Annotated in this window: 20 protein-coding genes, 1 tRNA gene and 3 pseudogenes; 14 read left to right on the top strand and 10 right to left on the bottom strand. The window is 71.4% G+C overall.

From position 1 onward, the window contains the following. Positions 1 to 47: 47 nt before the first annotated feature. The 3 genes from ACIQMV_RS27265 to ACIQMV_RS27275 form a co-directional block, all read right to left on the bottom strand. Positions 48 to 707 (bottom strand): response regulator transcription factor, encoded by a 660-nt coding sequence (locus ACIQMV_RS27265; protein WP_301184424.1) that lies wholly within the window; start codon positions 705 to 707, stop codon positions 48 to 50. A 196-nt stretch (positions 708 to 903) separates the two neighbouring features. Then, on the bottom strand, positions 904 to 2271 hold the full coding sequence (locus ACIQMV_RS27270; RefSeq protein ID WP_402596078.1) for a sensor histidine kinase: 1368 nt from the start codon (positions 2269 to 2271) through the stop codon (positions 904 to 906). 126 nt (positions 2272 to 2397) lie between these two features. After that, on the bottom strand, positions 2398 to 3651 hold the full coding sequence (locus tag ACIQMV_RS27275; protein WP_402596079.1) for a sensor histidine kinase: 1254 nt from the start codon (positions 3649 to 3651) through the stop codon (positions 2398 to 2400). Positions 3652 to 3866: 215 nt separating this feature from the next. Between ACIQMV_RS27275 and ACIQMV_RS27280 the strand changes: the two genes are divergently transcribed. The 11 genes from ACIQMV_RS27280 (at position 3867) to htpX (ending at position 15412) form a co-directional block, all read left to right on the top strand. Beyond that, complete coding sequence (locus ACIQMV_RS27280) at positions 3867 to 4274, top strand: NADH-quinone oxidoreductase subunit A (RefSeq protein ID WP_141359431.1); 408 nt, start codon at positions 3867 to 3869, stop codon at positions 4272 to 4274. After that, on the top strand, positions 4265 to 4882 hold the full coding sequence (locus ACIQMV_RS27285; RefSeq protein ID WP_401775695.1) for an NADH-quinone oxidoreductase subunit B: 618 nt from the start codon (positions 4265 to 4267) through the stop codon (positions 4880 to 4882). Before ACIQMV_RS27280 ends, ACIQMV_RS27285 begins: the two co-directional genes overlap by 10 nt. Next, positions 4879 to 6693, top strand: coding sequence for an NADH-quinone oxidoreductase subunit C (locus ACIQMV_RS27290; RefSeq protein ID WP_402596080.1), 1815 nt, complete (start codon positions 4879 to 4881; stop codon positions 6691 to 6693). Before ACIQMV_RS27285 ends, ACIQMV_RS27290 begins: the two co-directional genes overlap by 4 nt. Then, the gene (locus tag ACIQMV_RS27295; RefSeq protein ID WP_141359428.1) at positions 6690 to 7658 is read left to right on the top strand and encodes a complex I subunit 1 family protein; all 969 of its coding nucleotides are present in this window, start codon (positions 6690 to 6692) and stop codon (positions 7656 to 7658) included. Before ACIQMV_RS27290 ends, ACIQMV_RS27295 begins: the two co-directional genes overlap by 4 nt. A 2-nt stretch (positions 7659 to 7660) precedes the next feature. Then, the gene (locus ACIQMV_RS27300) at positions 7661 to 8212 is read left to right on the top strand and encodes a NuoI/complex I 23 kDa subunit family protein (protein ID WP_402596081.1); all 552 of its coding nucleotides are present in this window, start codon (positions 7661 to 7663) and stop codon (positions 8210 to 8212) included. Then, complete coding sequence (locus ACIQMV_RS27305; RefSeq protein WP_402596082.1) at positions 8209 to 8829, top strand: NADH-quinone oxidoreductase subunit J; 621 nt, start codon at positions 8209 to 8211, stop codon at positions 8827 to 8829. The genes ACIQMV_RS27300 and ACIQMV_RS27305 overlap by 4 nt, the downstream gene beginning before the upstream one ends. After that, a complete protein-coding gene (gene nuoK / locus ACIQMV_RS27310) occupies positions 8829 to 9224 on the top strand; it encodes an NADH-quinone oxidoreductase subunit NuoK (RefSeq protein ID WP_141359425.1) in 396 nt (131 codons plus the stop codon). The genes ACIQMV_RS27305 and nuoK overlap by 1 nt, the downstream gene beginning before the upstream one ends. Continuing rightward, a complete protein-coding gene (locus tag ACIQMV_RS27315) occupies positions 9221 to 11215 on the top strand; it encodes an NADH-quinone oxidoreductase subunit L (RefSeq protein ID WP_402596083.1) in 1995 nt (664 codons plus the stop codon). Before nuoK ends, ACIQMV_RS27315 begins: the two co-directional genes overlap by 4 nt. 6 nt (positions 11216 to 11221) lie before the next feature. After that, positions 11222 to 12796 carry a NuoM family protein gene (locus ACIQMV_RS27320; RefSeq protein WP_402596084.1) on the top strand — a complete coding sequence of 525 codons (1575 nt, stop codon included), beginning with the start codon at positions 11222 to 11224 and terminating at the stop codon, positions 12794 to 12796. Then, positions 12793 to 14316 (top strand): NADH-quinone oxidoreductase subunit N, encoded by a 1524-nt coding sequence (locus ACIQMV_RS27325; protein WP_402596085.1) that lies wholly within the window; start codon positions 12793 to 12795, stop codon positions 14314 to 14316. The genes ACIQMV_RS27320 and ACIQMV_RS27325 overlap by 4 nt, the downstream gene beginning before the upstream one ends. Before the next feature lie 232 nt (positions 14317 to 14548). Next, positions 14549 to 15412, top strand: coding sequence for a zinc metalloprotease HtpX (gene htpX, locus ACIQMV_RS27330; protein WP_141359421.1), 864 nt, complete (start codon positions 14549 to 14551; stop codon positions 15410 to 15412). Between the two features lie 86 nt (positions 15413 to 15498). Here htpX and ACIQMV_RS27335 read toward each other — a convergent pair whose 3' ends face one another. Both ACIQMV_RS27335 and ACIQMV_RS27340 read right to left on the bottom strand, forming a co-directional pair. Beyond that, positions 15499 to 15900, bottom strand: a complete 402-nt coding sequence (locus ACIQMV_RS27335) for a YccF domain-containing protein (protein ID WP_141359420.1) — start codon at positions 15898 to 15900, stop codon at positions 15499 to 15501. Between the two features lie 152 nt (positions 15901 to 16052). Further along, complete coding sequence (locus tag ACIQMV_RS27340; protein ID WP_402596086.1) at positions 16053 to 17312, bottom strand: APC family permease; 1260 nt, start codon at positions 17310 to 17312, stop codon at positions 16053 to 16055. A gap of 234 nt (positions 17313 to 17546) precedes the next feature. Here ACIQMV_RS27340 and ACIQMV_RS27345 point away from each other — a divergent pair, with 234 nt between their 5' ends. Continuing rightward, on the top strand, positions 17547 to 17813 hold the full coding sequence (locus tag ACIQMV_RS27345; RefSeq protein ID WP_141359418.1) for a GlsB/YeaQ/YmgE family stress response membrane protein: 267 nt from the start codon (positions 17547 to 17549) through the stop codon (positions 17811 to 17813). 76 nt (positions 17814 to 17889) lie between these two features. Here the strand turns inward: ACIQMV_RS27345 and ACIQMV_RS27350 are convergent, their stop codons facing one another. Further along, positions 17890 to 18378, bottom strand: coding sequence for a YajQ family cyclic di-GMP-binding protein (locus ACIQMV_RS27350; protein WP_402596087.1), 489 nt, complete (start codon positions 18376 to 18378; stop codon positions 17890 to 17892). A 229-nt stretch (positions 18379 to 18607) separates the two neighbouring features. Here ACIQMV_RS27350 and ACIQMV_RS27355 point away from each other — a divergent pair. Further along, positions 18608 to 18689: transfer RNA gene (locus ACIQMV_RS27355), tRNA-Tyr, on the top strand. A gap of 175 nt (positions 18690 to 18864) precedes the next feature. Here ACIQMV_RS27355 and ACIQMV_RS27360 read toward each other — a convergent pair. Further along, positions 18865 to 19075 (bottom strand): annotated as a pseudogene (locus ACIQMV_RS27360) (site-specific integrase); the annotation flags it as partial. A gap of 1 nt (position 19076) precedes the next feature. Here ACIQMV_RS27360 and ACIQMV_RS27365 point away from each other — a divergent pair. Further along, positions 19077 to 19259: pseudogene (locus ACIQMV_RS27365) on the top strand (glycosyltransferase family 2 protein); the annotation flags it as partial. A 370-nt stretch (positions 19260 to 19629) separates the two neighbouring features. On the opposite strand, the gene ACIQMV_RS27370 reads toward ACIQMV_RS27365, so the two are convergent. From ACIQMV_RS27370 to ACIQMV_RS27380, 3 genes and pseudogenes are all read right to left on the bottom strand, one after another. Next, a complete protein-coding gene (locus ACIQMV_RS27370) occupies positions 19630 to 20244 on the bottom strand; it encodes a hypothetical protein (protein WP_402596088.1) in 615 nt (204 codons plus the stop codon). Between the two features lie 296 nt (positions 20245 to 20540). Continuing rightward, positions 20541 to 20933: a YccF domain-containing protein gene (locus tag ACIQMV_RS27375; RefSeq protein WP_402596089.1), complete on the bottom strand. Its 393-nt coding sequence runs from the start codon at positions 20931 to 20933 to the stop codon at positions 20541 to 20543. Beyond that, a pseudogene (locus tag ACIQMV_RS27380) lies at positions 20930 to 21222 on the bottom strand (M48 family metalloprotease); the annotation flags it as partial. The gene ACIQMV_RS27375 and the pseudogene ACIQMV_RS27380, both read right to left, overlap by 4 nt. Positions 21223 to 21557 lie beyond the last annotated feature (335 nt).

Raw genomic sequence — 21557 nt, forward strand, 5'->3', positions numbered from 1 at the left:
GACGCACCGATGAGACGGTTCGCACGGTCCGACTCAGTGTCGGACGATCACGAGTTCAGATAGGTGAGCACGGCCAGAACACGCCGGTGATCCCCATCACTTTGGGACAGTCCGAGCTTGAGGAAGATGTTGCTGACGTGCTTCTCGACCGCGCCGTCGCTCACCACCAGCTGCCGGGCGATCGCCGAGTTCGTCCGCCCCTCGGCCATCAGCCCCAGCACCTCCCGCTCCCGCGGGGTGAGCCCGGCCAGCACGTCCTGCTTGCGGCTGCGGCCGAGCAGCTGCGCGACGACCTCCGGGTCCAGGGCCGTACCGCCCTCGGCCACCCGCACCACCGCGTCCACGAACTCGCGCACCTCGGCCACGCGGTCCTTGAGCAGATAGCCGACCCCGCGGCTGGAACCGGCCAGCAGCTCGGTGGCGTACCGCTCCTCCACGTACTGCGAGAGCACGAGCACGCCCAGCGCCGGGTGCGCCTTGCGCAGCTGCACCGCGGCCCGGACCCCCTCGTCGGTGTGCGTCGGCGGCATCCGCACGTCCGCCACGACGACGTCCGGCAGCGCCTGCTGGTCGTGCAGCTCCGTGATGGTCTTGATCAGCGCCTGGGCGTCCCCGACACCCGCCACGACCTCGTGTCCGCGGTCGGTCAGCAGCCGGGTCAGGCCCTCCCTGAGCAGCACTGAATCCTCGGCGATGACCACCCGCACCCTGTCCTCCACGATTCTCGGCCCCCCACAGCCTCGCCCCACGGCCTTCCGCACGACATGGTCCAGCATTCCAGTATTCGGACCGCGCCGCGCCCGGGCCAGGGGAAGTGTAGGGAGGCGACCACATGTTTCGGCCTGCCGCCGCGACCCGTGTGGCCGCGGCCGGCAGGCCGTCATCAGTGGATTTTGGGCGCGCTCAGCGCCGCCAGGGCAGCTCCGCCGTCACCCGGGTGGGTCCCCCGGACGGCGAGTCCACGATCAGGATCCCGTCCACCGCGTCCAGCCGCTCGGCCAGCCCGGCGAGGCCCGACCCCTTGGACACGTCCGCGTCGCCGACCCCGTCGTCCTCGACCTGGAGCATCAGCCGGTCCTCCACCCGCCAGACGTCCACCGAGGCGGACCGCGCCCCGCTGTGCTTGCTGACGTTCTGGAGCAGCTCGGAGACCGTGAAGTAAGCGATGCCCTCGATGGCCGCCGCCGGCCGCTCGGCCAGATCGACCTCCACCCGCACCGGCACCGTGCAGCGCGAGGCCACCGCCGACAGGGCCGCGTCCAGGCCGCGGTCCGTCAGCACCGCCGGGTGGATCCCCCGCGCCAGGTCCCGCAGCTCCTGCAACGCGGTCTTCACCTCGCCGTGCGCCTCGTCCACCATCCGCGCCGCCGCCTGCGGATCCTCCGTCAGCTTCTCCTTCGCCAGCCCCAGATCCATCGCCAGCGCCACCAGCCGTGCCTGTGCCCCGTCGTGCAGGTCCCGCTCGATGCGCCGCAGATCCGCGGCGGCCGTGTCGACCACGACCCCCCGGTCCGACTCCAGTTCCACCACCCGCGCCGACAGCCGCGACGGCCCCAGCAGCCCGTGCACCAGCACCCGGTCCACCATCGTCAGCGCCCGCACGATCCACGGCGTGGCCAGCGTGAACAGCAGCCCCACCAGCGCGGTCACCGTGATCTCGAACGGATTGTCCAGATAGATGCCGTGCTGGCCGTCGCCGTAGAGCTGGAGTCCGCCCTGGCCGGCCCACATCGGGAACACCCAGAACCACAGCGGATACGTCAGCAGGCTCCAGCCCAGCGTCCAGAAGACCAGCGAGACCGAGAAGGAGAACACCGCCCACGGAAAGTGCAGGATCGCGTAGAGCAGGGCCCGCCAGGAGGCGCCGCTCTTCAGCAGGGCTCCCGTCCAGGCGAGGACGCCCGGCTTCGTCGTCCGCAGCGGCTGCGGCTCGGCGACCTCCAGGCCGAGCAGCCGACGCGCCCGCGCCCGCTCCAGCACGCCGAACAGGCGGCAGCCGGCCAGCGCCGCCGCCAGCACCGGGACGCCCAGGAACGTCACCAGCAGGCCCGCGCCCAGCGACACCATCGTCACCGCGTACGTGAAGAGCATGATGCCGATCGGCAGGTTCAGCAGCACGTACCCGAACTCGCGCCAGCTGCGGGTCTCGAACGGCGCCCGCAGCCCGGTCGGCAGCAGGTGCCGTTCCCGGCCGGTGCCACCGTCGTGGAACCCGCCCGCGCTGTAGGGCCCGTACCCCGGTGCGTCCTGCGATCGGTACTGGGTGGCCATCGGCGTCGTCCCGTCCCCTCGTTCCGTGTTCGTGTCTCCTACGGCTGTCCCGCCGTACTCCCAGCGTGCTCGGCCGCGGATGGCGGGACCATGGAGCACGTCGGCCTCTTGGGCGGGGGGTTTTCCCTACCTCGCGCCGGGGGTGCCCCGGCCGGAGGCGGCCACGCCGGACCCGGCCGGGCCGGCGCCGTCCGTACGGTCCCGCCACGGCAGCTCCGCCGTGATGGTCGTCGGGCCGCCCGGCGGCGACTCGACGACGAACAGGCCGTCGACCGCGTCCAGCCGCTCGGCCAGACCGCGCATGCCCGTTCCGCCGTCCAGCCGGGCGCCGCCGTGGCCGTCGTCCCCCACCTGGATCAGCAGCCGGCCGTCGGTCCGCCAGACCTCGACGGAGGCGGACCGCGCCCCGCTGTGCTTGCTGACGTTCTGGAGCAGCTCGGAGACCGTGAAATAGGCGATGCCCTCGATGGCCGCGGCCGGACGCGACTCCAGGTCGACCGTCACCCGCACCGGCACCGTGCAGCGCGAGGCCACCGCCGACAGGGCCGCGTCCAGACCGCGGTCGGTCAGCACGGCGGGATGGATGCCGCGGGCCAGGTCGCGCAGCTCCTGGAGCGCGAGCTTCACCTCGCCGTGCGCCTCCTCGACCATCGCGGCGACATGCTCGTCGGACCGGCCCTCCAGCAGCTTCTCCTTGGCCAGGCCCAGCCCCATGGCCAGATTCACCAGCCGGGCCTGTGCCCCGTCGTGCAGGTCCCGCTCGATGCGCCGCAGATCCGCGGCCGCCGTGTCGACCACGACCCCCCGGTCCGACTCCAGCTCGGCGATCCGCCGCTCCAGCTCGTCGGACGGCGACAGCAGACCGCGCACCATCGCCCGGTCCACGTTCGCCAGGCCCCGGGCGAGGAAAGGCAGCACCGGCCAGAGCACGAACAGCGAGGTCAGCGTCACCGTGAAGGTGAGCACGCCCCACGGCAGCCGTATGAAGTGGTACAGCGCCGAACGCCAGCCCACCGGGTCCTTCAGCGCCGTCCAGAGCCGGCCGGGCAGTCCCTTCGAGCCGTGCAGCGACAGCGGGCTCGGCTCGTCGATCCGCACCCCGAGCAGCGCCCGTGCCCGCGCCCGCTCCAGCCGTCCCAGCAGCCGCGAGCCCATCAGCCCGAGCGCCAGCAGCGGGAAGCCGATCACGTTGAGCGTCAGCGCGCTGCCGGTCAGCAGCACCGTCACCACGTAGACGAAGCCGAGCAGCGATACTGGGAGGTTCACCAGGAGATGCGTGATCTCCTTCCAGGTGGGCAGATCGTAGGCGAAACGGGCCGGGGGCAGCCGGTCCTCGGTGCCTGCCGCCGCGGGATCGGCGGCGGAGATGCGAGCGGTCATAGGGGTCAGCGTGCCGTGCGGCGGCCGACGGCGCCATGAGGTGGGCCGCCCTCACCCACTGGGGAAAACCCCACCTTCGCGCCCCAGAGTGTGACGGGCTGCTTACCCGCCCTTTATCAGGGCCTAGACTCCCGTGCGTACAGATCGTCGAACAGCCGAACAGCACGGGGCCGGGGACAACAGGTCCGACAGGGCCAGGGAGTGAGGAACGGACGGTGCGGGAGACGTTGCGGGGGTCGACCGCCGTCGTCGCGGCGGACTACTTCCAGTCCTATTCGGTCGTCGGACTGCTCGCCCTCGTCGGCGTGCTGTTCGTCGCCGTCGCCTTCGGTGCGGGACGCCTGCTGCGCCCGGTGGTCCCCACTCCGGAGAAACTGCTGACGTACGAGTGCGGCGTCGACCCCGTCGGCGAGGGCTGGGCGCACACCCAGGTCCGCTACTACGTCTACGCGTTCCTGTACGTGATCTTCGCCGTCGACTCGATCTTCCTGTTCCCCTGGGCGACGGTCTTCGCCGCCCCCGGCTACGGCGCGACGACGCTCGTGGAGATGTTCATCTTCCTCGGCTTCCTGGCCGTGGGCCTGCTGTACGCATACAAGAAGGGCGTCCTGGCATGGACGTGACCCCCATCACCCCCGAACCGGTGCCGCTGCCGGAGCCGAAGAGGCTGGGCGCGCTCGCCCGGCTCGCCCCGGAGCCGATGAAGGTCGTCCTGAACTGGGGCCGGCGCTACTCGCTCTGGGTCTTCAACTTCGGCCTCGCCTGCTGCGCGATCGAGTTCATCGCCGCGTCGATGGCCCGGCACGACTTCATCCGCCTCGGCGTGATCCCGTTCGCGCCCGGGCCCCGCCAGGCCGACCTGATGGTGGTGTCCGGCACGGTCACGGACAAGATGGCCCCGGCGGTCAAGCGGCTGTACGAGCAGATGCCCGAGCCCAAGTACGTCATCTCCTTCGGCGCCTGCTCCAACTGCGGCGGCCCGTACTGGGACTCGTACTCCGTCACCAAGGGCGTCGACCAGATCATCCCGGTGGACGTCTACGTTCCCGGCTGCCCGCCGCGTCCCGAGGCGCTGCTCCAGGGGATCCTGAAACTCCAGGAGAAGATCGCGCGCGAGTCGCTGGCGGAGCGGTACGCGACCGGGCCGGCCCGTCCTTCGACGGCGGCGCTGCAGAGCGGGCTCGTACGGCCGCCGGCCGCCGCGACCACCGGCGAGGGGGACCCGCGATGAGTGGGGCCGGCTGGCTGCCCGCGCCCGTCGACGAACTCTTCGGGACCGGGGCCACGGCGCAGGAGTCCTACGAGGTTCTGACGGTGGACGTGCCGCCGGACACGTGGATCTCCGCGCTGCTGACCGCCCGCGACGAGCTGGGCTGCACGTATTTCGACTGGCTGAGCGCCGTCGACGAGCCGGGCACGGGCTTTTGCGTCTCGGCCCACGTCGTCGCCCTCGCCCCGGTACGGCGCCTGCTGGTGCGTACGACGGTTCCGCACGAGGCGCCCGTCCTGCCCACCGCGGTGGACGTCTACGCGGGCGCGGCCTGGCACGAACGGGAGACGCACGAGATGTTCGGCGTCTCCTTCCAGGACCACCCGGGCCTGGACCACCTCCTTCTGCCGGAGACCTTCGAGGGCCACCCCCTCCGCAAGGACTTCGTCCTCGCGGCCCGCGTCGCCAAGGCCTGGCCGGGGGCCAAGGAGCCGGGCGACTCGGACCACGGCGGGCCCAAGCGCCGCCAGATGCTGCCGCCGGGCGTGCCCGACCCCAACGAGTGGGGCCCCCAGAAGGGCCAGCTCCCGCCCGCCCCGTCGCGCCCGGCGCGCGGCGCGGCCCGGGCGGCGGGCGACCGCCCGGCACGCCGCACGCGCACGGCGGCGGAGGACTCGTCCGGCCGGACGGAGACGACCGCTCCCGGAACCGAGCAGCCCGCGGCCCCCGCCGCCCGGCCCCGCCGGATGCGCAGCGCAAGCGAGGGCTCGGCAAGCCAGACGGCTCACCACGACGAGGGCACGACGGCAGGACCCGCGGCTGCGGCTGCGTCTGCGTCTGAGGGTGCGGCGTCGGGGTCTGCGGCTGAGCCTGAGGGTGCGGCTGCGGGGTCCGGGGTTGGCGCCGAGGCCGCGGCTGGAAACGCCGGCGGGCGGCGTGCGGGGGCCGAAGGCCCGGTGCCGCGGCGTGAGAGCCGAGCGGCGGGACGGACCGAGGGTGTGGCGTCGGGGGCTGCGGCTGAGGGCGCGGCCGCGAAGCCCGGGGTGACGGCCGAGAGCGCCGCGACCGCGCCGCAGGCTGCGGAGCCGAAGGCTGCGACGACCGCCGAGGGCACGCCTGGAGTCGGCGGGCCGGGGTCGGTGGCCGAAGGCACGGCGAGGCGGCGCGGAAGTGAGACGGCAGAGCGCACGGAAGGTACGGCGGCCGAGTCCGGGGCCGCGCCCGAGGGTGCGGCGGCCGACGTCTCGGCCAGCGCCGAGGGCGTGCCTGGGCGGGACGGTGCCGTAGTCGGCGAGCGTGCCGCCGAGGACTCCGGGGCCGGGGCTGAGGGTGCGCCTGAAGACGCCGGCGCCGAGGGCGCGGTGGCGCGGGAGCAGGCTGGGCGGACTCGGGGCGCGAGCCGGGTGGCATGCGGCGACGGGGGTGCCGAGGCGGAGGTTTCGGGCGGCGCCGAGGGCGTGCCTGGGCGGGACGGTGTCGTAGTCGGCGAGCGTGCCGCGGAGGCCGCCGGGGCCGGGGCCGAAAGCACGGCCGCGCAGGCCCCGGGGGCCGAAAGGGCGCGGAGTGCGGCCGAGGGGTCGGCGTCGCAGCGGGCGGGGGCCGCGGGGCCTCGCCGTGCGCGGAGTGCGAGCGAGGGCTCGGCGTCCCAGCGCGGGCAGGCGGCGGCCCCGAAGCCGCCCACGGCACCGCGCAGCTCGGACGCCCCCTGGCACCACGCCCGCCCCGCGTTCGACGAACCCGAACCGAAACCGGGGCCGTCCCCCGAGGACGACGACCCCGACGCCACGAAACCCCCCACCACCCCCGACGACCCGGAAGGAGGCACGCGGTGAACGGCACCGTCGACGTCGCCCTGCGACTCGTGATCGTCTTCGCGGTGTTCCTGACCTTCCCCCTGATCGTCGGTCAGACCGAGCACAAGGTGATGGCGCACATGCAGGGCCGCCTCGGCCCCATGTACGCCGGCGGCTTCCACGGCTGGGCCCAACTCGTCGCGGACGGCGTGAAGTTCGCGCAGAAGGAGGACGTGGTCCCGGCCGGCGCCGACCGCCGTGTCTTCCAGCTCGCCCCGGCCGTGGCCCTGCTGCCCTACCTCCTCGTGCTGCTCGCCATCCCGATCGGCCCCGGTGAGGGTGCCGTCGGCCAGGTCCTCGACGCGGGCATCTTCTTCGTGCTCGCGATCATGGCCATCGGCGTCCTCGGCTCGCTCATGGCCGGCTGGGCCTCCGCCAACAAGTACTCCCTCCTCGGCGGCCTGCGCACCGCCGCCCAGCTCCTCGCCTACGAACTGCCGATGCTGCTCGCCGCCGCCTCCGTGGCGATGGCGGCCGGCACGGTCTCCCTGCCCGGCATCGTCCACGCCTTCCACTGGTGGTGGCTGCCCTGGCAGATCGTCGGCGCGATCGTCTTCTTCGTCGCCGGCCTCGCCGAACTGCAACGCCCGCCGTTCGACATGCCCGTCGCCGACTCGGAGATCATCTTCGGCGCGTACACCGAGTACACCGGTCTGCGCTTCGCCCTGTTCCTCCTCGCCGAGTACGCCGGGATCGTCGTCCTGTGCGGCCTGACCACCGTCCTCTTCCTGGGCGGCTGGCACGGCCCGTGGGGCGCCGACGGCCTCGGCTGGGTCTGGACCCTGCTGAAGACGGCGGTCCTCGCCTTCGTGGTCATCTGGCTCCGCGTCACCTACCCGCGGCTGCGCGAGGACCAGCTCCAGAAGTTCTCCTGGACCCTCCTCGTTCCCCTTTCCCTCGCCCAGATCGCCCTCACCGGCATCGTCAAGGTGGTGATCCAGTAGCCATGGCCCCCATCCCCGGCAGCGGCCTGGCCAAGGGCCTGGCCGTCACCCTCCGCACGATGACGAGGAAGACCGTCACCGCGCAGTACCCCGACGTCCAGCCCGACCTCCCGCCGCGCACCCGCGGCGTGATCGGCCTGTTCGAGGAGAACTGCACCGTCTGCATGCTGTGCGCCCGGGAGTGCCCGGACTGGTGCATCTACATCGACTCCCACAAGGAGACGGTCCCCGCGGCGACCCCCAGCGGCCGCGAACGCAGCCGTAACGTCCTCGACCGCTTCGCCATCGACTTCTCCCTGTGCATGTACTGCGGTATCTGCATCGAGGTCTGTCCTTTCGACGCCCTGTTCTGGTCCCCGGAGTTCGAGTACGCCGAGACCGACATCCGCGACCTCACCCACGAGCGCGACAAGCTGCGCGAGTGGATGTGGACCGTGCCCGCGCCGCCCGCCCTCGACCCCGGCGCGGAGGAACCCAAGGAGATCGCAGCCGCCCGCAAGACCGCCGAGAAGCTGGCGGCCGCGCAGGCCGAACCGGGGGAGGGGGACACGTGAGCATCGCCGCCGCAAGCCACGGCTTCCTCTCCCCGACCGGCGTCGAGATCGCCTTCCTCCTCGTCGGCCTGGTCACCTTCGGCGCCGCCCTCGTCACCGTCACCACCCGGCAGCTCGTGCACGCCGCACTGTGGCTGGTGGTGACCCTCGGCGGCCTCGCCGTGGAGTACCTGCTGCTCACCGCCGAGTTCATCGCCTGGGTGCAGGTCCTCATCTACGTGGGTTCCGTCGTCGTCCTCCTCCTGTTCGGCCTGATGCTCACCAGGGCGCCCATCGGCCGCTCCCCGGACGCCGACTCCGGCAACCGCTGGGCCGCCCTGACCGTCGCCGTCGCCGCCGCGGCCGCCCTGGTCTGGGTGGTCGTCGACGCCTTCCGCACCACCTGGATCGACCTGGACGGCGCCGCCGCCGGATCGACGAAGGTCACCGGCGAGAGCCTGTTCCAGAACTGGGTCCTGCCCTTCGAGGCCCTCTCCGTCCTGCTCCTGGCCGCGCTGGTCGGCGCGATCGTCCTGTCCCGCAAGGCGAAGGCGACCGCGGCCGCCCCCCAGGCCCCTGCCGCCACCCGGGCCCCGGGGACCCACGGCGACCCGGGCGCGAAGGAAGGTGTCCGCTGATGCACCTCGCCTATCCCGCCGTGCTCTCCGCCCTCCTGTTCTGCACCGGCCTGTACGGCGTCCTCGCCCGCCGCAACGCGATCCTGGTCCTGATGTCCGTCGAGCTCATGCTCAACGCCGTCAACCTCAACCTGGTCGCCTTCGACGTCTGGCTCAGCAGGGCCGCGATCGAGACCCTGCACTCCGGGCAGGCCCTGACCCTGTTCACCATCGCCATCGCCGCCGCCGAGATCGGCATCGGCCTGGCGATCGTCCTCGCCGTCCACCGCAACCGCGGCACCTCGGACATCGACCGGCTCCGCGACTCCGCCGAGGGCCCCGACGACTCCGACGACGGCCCCCACGGCGCCGCCGCGACCGCGCAGGCCGCCGAGAAGGCTGAGGCCACCGCGTGACCACGACCACCCTCGCCGTCCTCGTTCCGCTCCTTCCGTTCCTCGGCGCCGTGGCCGGCCTGCTGCTCGGCCGCACCGCGCCCGGCTTCGTCCGCCCGCTCGCCGTCCTGCCGACCCTCGCCTCCCTGGTCCTGGCCGTGCTGGTCGCCGCGGACCAGGGCGGCGGACGGGCCGTCGACGCCGCCACCGAGCTCACCCCCACCGGCTCGGTGCCCATCGAACTCGCCCTGCACATCGACGGCTTCGCCGCGCTCGTCGCCGTCCTGGTCGGCGTCGTCGCCACCTGCGTGCAGATCTACTCCACGGGCTACCTGCGCGACGACCCCCGCTACCCCTCGTACGCCGCCCTCGTCTCCCTGTTCACCTCCGCGATGCTGCTCGTCGTCTACTCCGGCGACCTGATTGTGCTGCTGGTCGGCTGGGAAGTCATGGGCATCTGCTCCTACTTCCTGGTCGGCCACTACTGGGAGACCCCCGAGGCCCGCGCCGCCTCCATCAAGGCCTTCCTGGTCACCAAACTCGGCGACGTGCCCTTCCTGATCGGCCTGTTCGCGCTCGGCACCGACGCGGGGTCCTTCCGGATCACCCAGGTCCTCGGCACCGTCGCGAGCGGCGGACTGCACCACCCGACCCTGATCGCCCTGCTGCTCCTCGCCGGCGTGGCGGGCAAGTCGGCGCAGTTCCCGCTGCACACCTGGCTCCCGGACGCCATGGCGGGCCCGACGCCCGTCTCCGCGCTGATCCACGCCGCGACGATGGTCGCCGCCGGCGTCTACTTCGTCGCCCGGCTCCTCCCCGTCTTCCAGGCCTCCTCGGCCGCGATGGTCGTCCTCGCCGTCATGGCCGCCGTGACGATGGCCGGCTCGGCGCTCGCCGCGCTCGCCCAGGACGACATCAAACGCGTCCTCGCCTACTCGACGATCGGCCAGCTCGGCTACATGACCGGCGCGCTCGCCGTCGGCGACCGAGGCGCGGCCGTCTTCCACCTCCTGTCGCACGGCGCCTTCAAGGCGCTGCTGTTCCTCGCGGCCGGCGTGATCATCCACGCCGCCGGCACCAACTCGCTGGCCGCCATGTCCCGCATGAGCAACCTGCGGGACCGCGTCCCGGACGCCTACTGGACGATGACCGTGGCGCTCCTCGCGCTCGCCGCGATCCCTCCCTTCAGCGGCTTCTTCTCCAAGGAGTCCGTCCTCGGCGCCGCCGAGCACGCGGCCACCGGCCACACCGGCCACGCCCCCGCGGCGGCGGGCTGGACCGTCCTCGTGGCCGGCCTCCTCACGGCCCTGCTCACCGGCGCCTACGCCATGCGCCTGTGGCTCCTGGCCTTCCGCGGCCGGGGCGCCGAGGCCCCCGACCACGGCAGGCAGCCCCTCGTCATGAACGCCGTGCTCTGGGTGCTCGCCCTCCCGTCCCTCGCCTTCGGCGGCCTCGCCTTCCGCGTCCTGCCCGGATGGTTCGACGGCCGGGACCTGACCCCCACGCTCATCACCTCCGTCCTCGGCACCGGCATGGCCCTGGTCGGCGGCATCGTCATCTACGGCGCCTGGCAGCACACCACCGCGCTCGCCGCCCGGGCCCCCCTCGGTGCCGTCGCCGCCCACCCCGAGGGCGACGCCGGACTCGTCGAGGCCGAGGCCATCGCCACCCACCGGCCCGCGTACGGAGACATCGCCCACGCGCCCGACCTCGCCGACCCCGGACGACTGCTGCTCGGACCGCTGCACCGGCACGCGGCCGTCGGCTTCCACCTCGACGCCGTCTACGCAGCCCTCCTCGTCCGCCCGGTGCTGGCCGGAGCGAGCCTCGTCCGGTTCCTCGACCGGGAGGTCGTCGAGACCTACGTACGCGGCGCCGGAGCCGTACCCCGACTGCTCGGGGCCGCCGTGCGGCGGGCCCAGACCGGCAATGTGCAGACCTATGTGAGCGCGCTGCTCGCCGGCACCGTCGTCCTGGCGGTCACCGCCGTCCTTCTGGCCACGGGAGCGTGAGCAGGCGTGATCGATATCAACGAGTCCGTGATGCAGTTCCTTCTGGCGTTCCTCGTCGCCGGCCCGCTCCTCGGCGCGCTCGCCGCCCTCCTGCCCGCACCGCCCGGACTGAAGGGGAAGTCACCCGAGCAGGCCGTGCTCCGGCACGGCGTGACCGTCACCGGCGCGATCCTCGCCGCCGCGATCGTCCTCGCGCTCGGCTTCGACCACGCCCACCCGTCGAAGATGCAGGCCACGACCGACATCAGCTGGATCCCCGCACTCCACGTGCGCATCCACCTCGGCGTCGACGGCATTTCCCTCCCCCTCGTCGTACTGACCGCGCTGCTGACCTTCCTCTGCGCGCTGTACTCCTACTTCAAGCCGCCCACGGGTCCCACCCCGAAGGCCTTCGTCGCGCTGCTGCTCCTCCTCGAGTCCGGCACCCTCGCCACCTTCGCCGTCCTCGATCTGCTGCTGTTCTTCCTCGCTTTCGAGATGGTCCTCATCCCGATGTACTTCCTCATCGCCCGCTGGGGCGGCGAGGGCCGTCAGGCCGCCGCCTGGCGGTTCATCCTCTACACCCTGCTCGGCTCGGTCGTCATGCTGCTCGGCCTGCTCCTCATCGGGCTCAAGGCCGGCACCTTCGACATGGTGGCACTCGCCACTGACAACGGCCGGCCACTGACCGCGTCCGTGCAGGTCATCGCCGTTCTGGCGATCGGTCTCGGGCTCGCCGTCAAAACGCCGATGTGGCCGCTGCACAGCTGGCTGCCGGACGCGCACACCGCCGCCCCGACCGTCGGCTCGGTGCTGCTGGCCGGTGTCCTGCTGAAGATGGGAACGTACGGGTTCGTCCGCATCCTGCTGCCGATCGCACCCGACGGCTTCCGCACCTTCGCGCCCTACCTCGCCGCCCTCGCCGTGGTCGGGATCATCTACGGGTCCCTGGCCTGCCTCGCCCTCGCCAGGCAGGGCGCGAAGGGCGACCTCAAGCGGCTCATCGCCTACTCCTCGGTCGGCCACATGGGCTTCGTCCTGCTCGGCATCGCCACCATGACCCCCACCGGCGTGAACGGCGCCCTGTTCGCCAACATCGCCCACGGCCTCATCACCGGACTGCTGTTCTTCCTCGTCGGCGCGGTCAAGGACCGCACCGGCACCACCGACCTCGACGCCCTCGCCGAGAAGTCCGGTGCCGCGCTGTACGGAAAGGCCCCGCGCCTCGGCGCACTGCTCGCCTTCGCCGCCGTCGCCTCGCTCGGCCTGCCGGGCCTGGCCGGGTTCTGGGGCGAGATGCTCGCCCTGTTCGGCTCGTTCCGGCCCGCCGCCGACCTCAGCCGGCCCGCCTTCCTCACCTTCATGGCGATCGGCGCCTTCGGCACCCTGCTGACCGCCGCGTACATGCTCGTCGTGGTCCGCCGCGTCTGCATGGGCGCCGTACCGCGGCAGGCGCCACAGCTCGCCGACGTCCGGGGCTACGAGTTCGCGGCCTGGACCCCGCTCGTCGTCCTCACCGTCCTCGCCGGACTCTGGCCGAAGGCCCTGCTCGGGCTCACCGACCCGGCCGTGCAGCAGCTCCTCGCAGGAGGCACCCGATGAGCGCCCTGGCCCAGACGGCGGCCCCGTCGGTGGTCCAGTCCGTCGACTGGCTCGCCGTCGCGCCGCCCACCCTCACCGCGTTGATCGCCCTCGTGGTCCTCGTCGCCGACCTCTTCGTGCCGGACGCGCGCAAGCCCCTCCTCGGCTGGTTCTCCGTCGCCGGACTCGCCGCCGCCGCACTGCTGCTCCTGCCCCTCCTCGACGGCGACCGCGCCACGTTCTGCCAGACCGGCCACCCCGACGTCTGCAGCTACACCGCCGACCGCTTCACCCTCGTCATCCAGTTCCTCGTCCTCGGCGGCGCCCTCCTGACCGCCCTGCTGTCGGTCACCGCGCTGAAGGACGCGCGCAGGGCACTGCCCGAAGGGGAGTTCTGGTTCCTGCTGCTGGCCTCCGCCGCCGGCGCCGCGCTCCTGCCCGCCGCACGCGACCTGGCGACCCTCGTCGTCGCCCTGGAGGTCGCCTCCCTGCCCGCCTTCGCCCTCGTCGGCCTCCGGCACGGCGACCGCAGGTCCTCCGACGCGGCCCTGAAGTTCTTCCTGTCGTCGGTCACCGCCACCGCCGTCAGCCTGCTCGGCGTCAGCTTCGTCTACGCCACCACCGGCACCCTGTACCTCACCCGGATCGCCGAACGCATCCAGCACGTCGACGGTCAGCTCCACACGCTCGCCCAGACCGGCGTCGTCCTCACCCTGGTCGGCTTCGCCTTCAAGACGGCGGCCGTCCCCTTCCACTTCTGGGTGCCCGACACCTACGTGGGCGCCCCCCTGCCGGTCGCCGCCTATCTGTCGGTCGTCGGCAAGGCCGTCGGCTTCACCGGACTGATCCTCGTCACCGTCGTCGCCTTCCCGTCGTACTCCGGCGCCTGGGGCCCCGCGCTGGCCGTGCTCGCCGCGCTCACCATGACCGTCGGCAACGTCGGCGCCCTGCGCCAGCAGGCCACGCGCGCGTACAGCGCGGTACGACTGCTCGCCTGGTCCTCCGTCGGCCAGGCCGGCTACCTCCTGGTGCCGATCGCCGCCGCCGGGTACTCCAAGGACCCGCAGAAGTCGATCGGCTCCACGGTCGCCTACGCCCTGATGTACGCCGCCGTGAACATCGGCGCCTTCGCCGTGGCCGCGCTCGTGGGCCGTACGAAGGAACGCAACCGCGTCAGCGACTACCGCGGCCTGTACGCCACGAACCCGCTGACCGCGCTGCTGCTGGCCTTCTTCCTGCTCTGCCTGGCCGGCCTTCCCCCGGGTGTCATCGGGCTGTTCGCCAAGGTCGCCGTGTTCTCCGCGGCCGTCGACGCCGGACTCGGCTGGCTCGCCGTCGTCATGGCCGTCAACGTCGTCATCGCGTTGTTCTACTACCTCCAGTGGACGACCCTGCTGTTCCGCGCCCCCGAGGGCGAACCCGTCCGGCACCGCGTCCCGGCCCCCCTCACCGCCGCCCTCGCCCTGACGGGCGTCCTCGGCGCAGCGCTCTCCGGCGCCCCCCAGCTGGTGCTCCGCTTCGCCGGCACCGGCCTGTTCTGAGTCCTGGGCCCGCCACGCGCGCGTGGGGCACCGGCCCTCACGCGCGCGTGCCGCCCGGCGCCCCGCTCACCCGGACGGCCCGCGCGCCGTCGCGCGCACCAGGGAACCCGCGGCCCTCGCCTCGCGTTGACCAGTTCGGAAGGGTCCACTGGACGTGACACCACACGGCACCGGTGGAGTCGAAGCGCAGCAAGCGAAGGGTTCCCCTGCCGCACCACTTGGAGGGCGTACCGTGCACCGCCGGCACAACGGGCTCAGGACCGCAGTCCTCCTCGGGGGACTGTCCGCACTCATCATCCTCATCGGCAGTCTGTTCGGCCGCACCGGCCTGATCGTCGCGGTCCTCGTCGCCCTCGGCACCAACGCGTACGCGTACTGGAACAGCGACAAGCTGGCGCTGCGCGCCATGCGGGCCCGCCCGGTCAGCGAGTTCGAGGCCCCGGCCCTGTACCGCATGGTCCGCGACCTCTCCACCCAGGCCCGCCAGCCCATGCCCCGCCTGTACATCTCCCCGACCGAGGCACCCAACGCCTTCGCGACCGGCCGCAACCCGCGCAACGCCGCGGTGTGCTGCACGGAGGGCATCCTGCGCATCCTGGACGAGCGCGAGCTGCGCGGCGTCATCGGCCACGAGCTCAGCCACGTCTACAACCGCGACATCCTCATCTCCTCCGTCGCCGGCGCCCTGGCCTCCGTGATCATGTTCCTGGTCAACTTCGCCTGGCTGATCCCGATCGGACGCTCCGACGACGACGAGGGCCCCGGCCTGATCGGCATGCTCCTGATCATGCTCCTCGGCCCGCTCGCCGCCTCCCTCATCCAACTGGCCATCAGCCGTTCCAGGGAGTACGAGGCGGACGCGTCCGGCGCCCGGCTCACCGGCGATCCGCTCGCGCTCGCCAGCGCCCTGCGCAAGCTGGAGATGGGCACCCAGCAGCTCCCGCTGCCCCCCGAGCCGCGTATCGAGACGGCGAGTCACATGATGATCGCCAACCCGTTCCGCCCCGGTCAGGGGCTGTCGAAGATGTTCTCCACGCACCCGCCGATGGCGGAGCGCATCGCCCGGCTCGAGCAGATGGCCGGCCGCCGGCTCTGAGAGACGGCCGGGGACGAAGCCCGGCCGGGGAGAGCCGCCCTGGACGGCGGCGACGGCGCCCGGCCTTACCTGTCCGGGCGGGTCGCTCAGCGCCCGGCGAATCCGTCGTCCGTCCGGACCACTTCACGCCCCAGGGGCATCAGCGAGGCCGGGATGAGCTTCAGGTTGGCCCACCCGAACGGGATGCCGATGATCGACAGGAACAGCGGGATGCTGGTGATCAGGTGCCCCAGCGCCAGCCACCAGCCCGCGAAGACCAGCCAGATCACGTTGCCGATGAACGACCCCGCCCCGGCCCCCGGACGCTCCACGGCGTCGCGGCCGAACGGCCACAGGACGAATCCCGCGAGGCGCAGCGACGCGATGCCGAACGGAATGGTGATGATCAGGACGAAGCAGATGAGCGCGGCGATCAGGTAACCGATCGCCATCCAGATGCCGCAGCAGACCAGCCACACGAGGTTGAGCAGCAGGTTGATCACCTTCATGATCGGCATCCTCCAAGATCGTTCCGTCGGCACTGCCCGCTGACTCAAGTATCGGTGCGATCAGGGGATGTGAGGGAGCCACAGCCCCCTTGTAGCGTGATCGGGAACGTTCGGAGACGATCCCGCGGTGCGCCGCCGCCGTACGCCGGGCCCTACCGCGCCGCCCACCAGCGTCGTACGCCGTACGAGGCCATGCCCGCCACCAGCACGCCGCCGCCCACGGCCACCGAGATCCACGGCAGGGCGAACGCCAGCGTCACGCATCCGACGAGGCCCAGCGCCGGGACCGCGCGCCGGGCCGGGGCGGGATCGAGGGTCCAGGCGGAGGCGTTGGCGACCGCGTAGTACGCCAGGACGCCGAAGGAGGAGAAGCCGATCGCGCCCCGGACGTCGACCGTCGCGGCCAGCACCGCGACCACCGCGCCCACGGCCAGCTCCGCCCGGTGCGGCACCTGGAAACGGGGGTGCACGGCGGCCAGCACAGCGGGCAGATGCCGGTCCCGGGCCATGGCCAGCGTGGTCCGCGAGACGCCCAGGACCAGGGCGAGCAGCGACCCCAGCGCGGCCACGGCGGCCCCGGCGCGCACCACCGGGACCAGCCCGGGCACACCGGCCGCCCGCACCGCGTCGGCCAGCGGTGCCGCCGCGCGGCCCAGCCCGTCCGGCCCCAGCACGGAGAGCGCGGCCACCGCCACGCACACGTACACGGCCAGCGTGATGCCCAGGGCGAGCGGGATCGCGCGCGGAATGGTGCGCGCGGGATCGCGCACCTCCTCGCCGAGGGTCGCGATCCGCGCGTACCCGGCGAAGGCGAAGAACAGCAGCCCGGCCGCCTGAAGGACGCCGCCGGCGCCGACCGAGCCGCCGACGGCCGCCCGGTCGGCGGCAGAGGCGCCGGACCCCAGACACACCACGACCACGGCGGCGAGGACCGCCAGCACGACCGCCACGATCACCCGCGTCAGCCAGGCGGACTTCTGGACGCCGCCGTAGTTCACCGCGGTCAGCGCCACCACCGCCGCGACCGCCACCGCGTGCGCCTGACCCGGCCAGACGTACGCGCCCACGGTGAGCGCCATCGCCGCACAGGAGGCCGTCTTGCCGACGACGAACGCCCAGCCCGCCAGATGGCCCCAGAACATGCCGAGGCGTTCACGCCCGTACACGTACGTGCCGCCGGAGGCGGGATACCGGGCGGCCAGCCGTGCCGAGGAGGTGGCGTTGCAGTAGGCCACCACGGCGGCGACCGCGAGCCCGAGAAGCAGCCCGGAGCCCGCCGCGCGGGCCGCCGGCCCCAGGGCGGCGAAGATCCCGGCTCCGATCATCGAGCCGAGCCCGATGACCACGGCGTCCGTGACCCCGAGGGTGCGCCGCAGCGCGGACGCCGAGGACGGGGCAGCGGACCGACTCATGGTCCGAACCCTACTGACCGGTGCAACCGCGGGACGCGGTCAGGGTGTCCCTCTCCACGATGTGCTCCCGGCGCGGGACGAACACGCGTGTGGTAAGCACGATCACAGCACGTGACAAGCACGACAAGCACGACAAGCACGACGCAGCCTGCGGGCGCAGCAGCACAGCCTGTCCGAACCGAAGTCGAAGCACCGGGACAGTGCAGGCACGGCGTGGAAGGGCAGGTTCAGAGCATGGGCATCATCAGCTGGATCATCCTGGGGCTCCTGGCCGGCGCCATCGCGAAGCTCCTGCTGCCCGGGCGTGACCCGGGCGGCTTCATCGTCACGACCCTCATCGGCGTCGCCGGAGCGTTCCTCGGCGGCTGGATCTCCGCCCGCTGGCTGCACCACCCGATCAGCCGGCAACTCTACGACGGCGCCACCTGGGCCGCCGCGATCGGCGGCTCGCTCGTGCTGCTGATCGCCTACCGCATCTTCTTCGGCAACTCGCGCGACTGAGCCCGTGGGCCGGGCGGGGCCGCGGCCGGCGGGTGGGAAAGGGTGGGCGCCGACCGGGTGCCCACCCTGTTCTGTCCTACCGGTAGTTCACGAACTGGAGCGCGAAGTCGAAGTCCTGGCCCTTCAGCAGCGCGATGACGGCCTGGAGGTCGTCGCGGCTCTTGGAGCTGACGCGCAGTTCCTCGCCCTGGACCTGGGCCTTCACGCCCTTGGGCCCCTCGTCGCGGATGAGCTTCGCGACCTTCTTCGCGTTCTCCTGGGAGATGCCCTCCGTGATCGACGCGAAGAGCTTGTACTCCTTGCCGGACAGCTGCGGCTCGCCCGCGTCCAGGGCCTTCAGCGAGATGCCGCGCTTGATCAGCTTGGACTGGAAGACGTCGAGGACTGCCTTCACCCGGTCCTCGGAGTTCGCCTCCAGGAGGATCTTTTCACCGGACCACGAGATCGAGGCACCGACGCCCTTGAAGTCGTAGCGCTGCGAGATCTCCTTGGCGGTCTGGTTGAGGGCGTTGTCGACCTCCTGCCGCTCGACCTTCGAGACGATGTCGAAACTGGAGTCGGCCATGTCCTGTGGCTCCTTGTATCGGGGTGCGTATCGGATGCGTGCCGGCGGGCGTGGGGGAGGCCGCCGATCCCGGCCTGCGGGTCGCGGGTCGCATCCGCACCAGCCTAGCCATCCCAGGGCGTGCCGGCCGCCGATCAAAGGGGTGGCGGAGCACCCCTCAGCATCGGGTATTGTTTACGTCGTTGCCGGAGAGCACCGCCGAAAAGCGGTCGGACCGGCGGCATCCCAAGGCGGTGTGCCCGAGCGGCCAAAGGGAGCAGACTGTAAATCTGCCGGCTCAGCCTTCCCAGGTTCGAATCCTGGCGCCGCCACTCTGGGAAAACCCTCTTCGACCAGCCCTTACGGCAGGTCGGAGGGGGTTTCTTCGTTCCCTGCCTCGGTTCGACTCAGCATCGGATGCGGACGGCGTGTCTCACCCCGTGCCGCCCGAATCCCACCTCTGATCAGGGCGTGTCCCCCAGGTGTCCCCCGGGGGAGGCGTGACTGCTCGGGCTCGTTCCACTTGGGCAACGCGGCTTCGATCCGACTGTTGGCCCGCTCGCGGGTCTGGTCCAAGACCTTCGCGTAGACCCTGTGCAGTACCGCGATGCTGTGGCCGGCTCGGCGGCGCACTCCATGAGTCCACTCCCGAGCTGAGCCAGAAGGACACCCCTGCATGACGAAGATCATAGGGACGCCGGGCCAGCAGGGACGCGGTCGCGGACGACATGCTGACACCCGGCGCTCTGGCGCGTGACATCGCCGTCCTTGCGAACGGTGAGATCGGGTGGACCACGTCGCGGGTGCTCGATCTGCTGCCCGACGGCAGCACCGTGGGCTTTGACCAGGACCCGCCCGCGGGCCCGATCGAAAGGGGAGCCGTGCTGGACCACTGGAAGCATGGATTTACGGACGACACCCCACCCACACGTTCCCCCACGGCCTGCCGCCGAACGACAGGCCGGACCGCGGACCGTGCAACCGCCGGATGACGCGGTTGGCGCTGAAGGCGCCGTGCCACCAGATCCGGCTGGCCGCCGGCCCGTACGAGGCGCCGACGAGCTCGGCGAGGTCGAGGCTTTCGCGGGCGACGTCATGGAGCTCGCCGCGGCACAAGGGGTTCATCGCCCTGGCCGCCGCGCTCGCCGCCGCCGGCCGGTAACGCCACAGGGCCCTCGGCGCCTGAGGGCGTCCGGGGCCCCTCGTTTCCCATTCCTTCCGAGACCAGTAGTGCAGGCGCTTGGCCTCGGCCACCTTCACACATGGGGTCACTCAGCCATCGAGCTGCGCGGGCGAACGACGATTGTGCTTTTTCCATGCCGCCACGCCGATGAGGAGCACGATCAGCGCTATCGACGTCGCGCGAACAGACTCCCAGGCCCATACCGCTGGAGATGAGGCCCTGGACGCTTCGACTTGCAACCGCATCATTGTCTCGGCAAGTGTGATAACTGGGACGAGGAGTTGAAAGGGGAGGCGAATCGTGCCTTGGCGTGCCAGCCAACCCGCCACACTGAGAAGCGGTCCCAAGATCAGGGCTGCGAGGCACCAATACAACGTCATGCTGGCGAATTCGCCCCATGAGAAGAACTCTCTGCCGCTGGTCTCCGAGAGGTCGACTGTCCTGAAATCGCCCTGCGCGGCCTTGATTGAGTAGTAGGAGACCACAGTGATGAGCAATGCAGCCGTGCCGACGGTGGCGGCCTTCAACTTGGATGCGCTTGCCATGCCGAGGCAAAAGGGGATGGCTGCGTAACACCAGCCGGCGACCAGGACTGCCCCAAGCGCGCTTGCCCATGGGCTGGCGGATGCGTCGAGGAGGGGGCCGCCCATTCCCACGGCGGCGCCCGTGGCGATGGCTAACGACACAAGTGGCAGCGTGCGCATACTGGGACAACCTCGCGAGAGATGGTGGGAATGAGTGGGTGGCTCGACCACTCAAAGAAGTGAGATTACAAGGGAATGAAGCGCCGGCCGCAGGTCCAGGGCGGCCGGTGCTTCAGTTGGTCAGGCCGTGGTGAGACCAGCGAGATCAGTCGTACGTGCTTCAGTAGGCGTTGCACGTGTGCGAGGTACCCGCAGTCGCGTACGCCTTCGCCCAGATGTCGGCGTTCTGAATGGCCTTGTCGGTCTGCGATGCTATGGCCACCGAGGCCCTCAGGTCTCCTGGCGCGCCCTGTCCGTCAGCGCGTCGCGAACGGCTGGTCCGTGGGGACGATTTCCCGGCCCAGCGGGAACAGCGCGACCGGAATCATCTTGAGGTTGGCGATGGAGAACGGAATGCCGATGATCGTGACGGCCAGGGCGATGGCGACGGCGATGTGCTCGAGGGCCAGCCACCAGCCCGCGAGGACCAGCCACAGGACATTGCCGATGAAGGAGGGGGCACCCGCGCCGCGGCGCTCGACCGTGGTGTATCCGAAGGGCCACAGGGCGTAGACAGCGATACGGAACGCCGCGATGCCGAACGGGATGCCGATGATCGTGATGCACAGCAGCACGCCCGCGAGGAAGTAACCGAGGAACAGCCAGAAGCCGCTCAGGACCAGCCAAATGACGTTGAGGATTGTCTTCACCGGTGACGACCTGCCATCTGCTCGAGTCGGGCGATGCGCTCCGCCATCGGCGGGTGCGTGGAGAACCTCTTCGACACCCCCTGACCAGGGCGGAACGGTTCGCGATCATCATGTGGCTCGCGGTCTCGATGCGAGGCTCCGGGGGCAGCGGGAGTTGCTGGGTCCCCCTCTCCAGTTTGCGCAGGGCGCTGGCGAGGGCAAGTGGGTCGCCGGTGAGCCGGGCGCCGGACGCGTCCGCCTCGTACTCCCTGGAACGGCTGATGGCCAGTTGGATGAGGGAGGCGGCAACCCATTGTTCGCGAAGGGTGTAGACCGGTTTTTCACAATCGGAGCCCGGCAGAATATGAGCGCAAACAGTCCTGTGCCATGCCGCTGTAGGTAATGGGAAATTTGTCGCCGCCTCCGCGTCCGTCGTTGCCGTGGTGCGCCAAAGATAAATCGAACGAGTGGTTGATTGCCTGAGTTCCGCGCGCTGACCGGGGGCGCTGAGGACTCTGCCCTTGGGGGCGGCGCCGACGCCATGCGACTCGGGCTCCGCTGGACGAGGGAGAGAGCCCTGATATGCAGTGCGGGCTTGGCTGTGATCATGTACGTTCGGCTGATTGCGGTGTGAGCGGCTGCGAT

Origin of the sequence: Streptomyces sp. NPDC091412, assembly GCF_044756885.1 — a bacterium.
Classification (GTDB): Bacteria; Actinomycetota; Actinomycetes; order Streptomycetales; family Streptomycetaceae; genus Streptomyces.